Raw genomic sequence first — 2,232 nt, 5'->3', positions numbered from 1 at the left:
TCGGTGGCCAAGGAGGTGCGTTATGAGGCTCCCCGGCTGGCTGTGGTCTCGACCGTGACGGGCCGGTTGGCCGAGGGTGAGGACCTGCGCTCGGCCGACTACTGGGTGACCCAGGTCCGGCAGCCGGTCCGCTACGCCGACGCCGTCACCACCCTGGAGTCCGAGGGCGTCACCACACTCCTGGAACTCGGCCCCGGCGGCACCCTCGCCGCCCTCGCCGCCCAGGCCGTCCGCGACCCCGACGCCCTGACCGCCACCGTCGCCACCCGCGCGGGGCGCCCCGAGCCGGAGACCCTGGTCGAGGCGCTCGGCACCCTCCACGCCCGGGGCGTGCCCGTCGACTGGGAGGCGTTCTTCGCCGGTACCGGAGCCCGCCGGGTCCCGCTGCCCACCTACGCCTTCCAGCGCCGACGGTACTGGCTCGACGAAGTCGCCCACGGCAGCCGCGACTCCGGCCCCGTCGCACGCGTCACGCCCGGCATTCCGGCGCAGGCGCCCCGGGCGGTGCCCTTGGCCGAGCGGCTCGCGCCACTGGGCGACGCACAGCGGGAGCAGTACCTTCTGACCCTCGTCACGGAGCTGGTCGCCAAGGTGCTCAAGCATCCCGACACCTCGGCCGTGGTGCCCCACCGCCCCTTCCAGGAACTGGGCTTCGATTCCCTGACCGGCGTCGAACTGCGCAACCGGCTCGGTGCCGACACCGGTCTCTCCCTGCCCGCCACCGCCGTCTTCGACCATCCGACCCCCGTCGCGCTCGCGGCCTACCTGAAAACACAGGCGGCCGCTCCCGGTCCCGAGGGCGGACCGGTTCGTGCCGCGACCGGGGAACTGGACCGGCTGGAGGCGTCCGTGGACGCCCTCGCGGCGGACGGCTCGCAGCCGGACGAGACCCGCGTGGCGTTGTCCGCCCGGCTGCGAGCCCTGGCCGACCGTCTCGCGGGACCCACGGACACACCGTCCCCGTCCGCCGCCGACGCCGATGTCGCCGACCTCATGGACGCGTCCGCCGACGAGATCTTCGACTTCATCGACAGCCGGCTCGGCCGGGCCGCGAACTGACGCCGCCCGTCCGCCGCCCCGCACCACCACTTTTCCGGTACCGAGGAGAGACTGATTCCGCATGTCCGCTGACATGTCCCGCGCGCAGGACCAGGCCCAGACCAGGGAACAGAAGCTCGTCGACTACCTGAAGTGGGTCACCGCCGACCTGCAGAAGGCACGCGAGCGCATCGAGACGCTCGAGTCGGCCGCCGCCGAACCGGTGGCCATCGTCGGCATGGCATGCCGCTTCCCGGGCGGAGTCACGTCACCGGACGACCTGTGGCGCCTCGCCGCCGAAGGCCGGGACGCCATCAGCCCCTTCCCCGAGGACCGCGGCTGGGACCTCGACGCGCTGTACAGCACGGACCGCGACGAGCCGGGCACGTCGTACACCCGGGAGGGCGGGTTCCTCGACGGAGCCGCCCTGTTCGACGCCGACTTCTTCGGCATCTCGCCCCGCGAGGCCCGCGCCATGGACCCCCAGCAGCGCGTCCTGCTGGAGACCGCGTGGGAGGCGTTCGAGGACGCCGGGATCGACCCCGCCACCCTGCGCGGCAGCCGTACCGCCGTGTTCGCCGGCGTGATCGAGCAGAGCTACCTCGGACTCGAAGGGCCCGCCGAGCTGGAGGGCCACCTCATGACCGGCAAGCTCAGCAGCGTGGCCTCCGGCCGCATCGCGTACACCTTCGGCCTCGAGGGCCCGGCCGTCTCGATCGACACGGCCTGCTCGTCCTCGCTGGTCGCCCTGCACCTCGCGGTGGAGTCGGTCCGGCGCGGGGAGTCCACCCTCGCCCTCGCCGGAGGCGCGACGATCACCGCGACGCCCGGCGGATTCGTCGACTTCTCACGCCAGGGCGGACTCGCCCCCGACGGCCGGATCAAGTCGTTCGCGGCCGCCGCCGACGGCACCTCCTGGTCGGAGGGCGTCGGTCTGCTGGTGGTGGAGCGCCTGTCGGACGCGGTGCGCAACGGGCACCGGGTGCTGGCGGTGGTGCGGGGCAGCGCGGTGAACCAGGACGGTGCCTCGAACGGCCTGACGGCACCGAACGGCCCGTCGCAGGAGCGTGTCATCCGTCAGGCCCTTGCGAACGCGCGCCTGACGCCTGCCGAGGTGGACGCGGTGGAGGCGCACGGTACGGGGACGCGGCTGGGTGACCCGATCGAGGCGCAGGCGTTGCTGGCGACGTACGG

2 protein-coding genes are annotated in these 2,232 nt (G+C 73.4%); both read left to right on the top strand.

All coding sequences use genetic code 11. The features are described 5' to 3' along the window. Positions 1–1,059: phosphopantetheine-binding protein (locus ABT116_RS43240; protein ID WP_351646239.1), on the top strand; the 1,059-nt coding region annotated here is incomplete at its 5' end. A gap of 61 nt (positions 1,060–1,120) precedes the next feature. Next, positions 1,121–2,232: beta-ketoacyl synthase N-terminal-like domain-containing protein (locus ABT116_RS43235; protein ID WP_351646237.1), on the top strand; the 1,112-nt coding region annotated here is incomplete at its 3' end.

Origin of the sequence: Streptomyces sp. NPDC002130, from assembly GCF_040296465.1 — a bacterium.
Taxonomy (GTDB): Bacteria; Actinomycetota; Actinomycetes; order Streptomycetales; family Streptomycetaceae; genus Streptomyces.
This window is presented reverse-complemented; position numbering and strand designations above follow the sequence as displayed.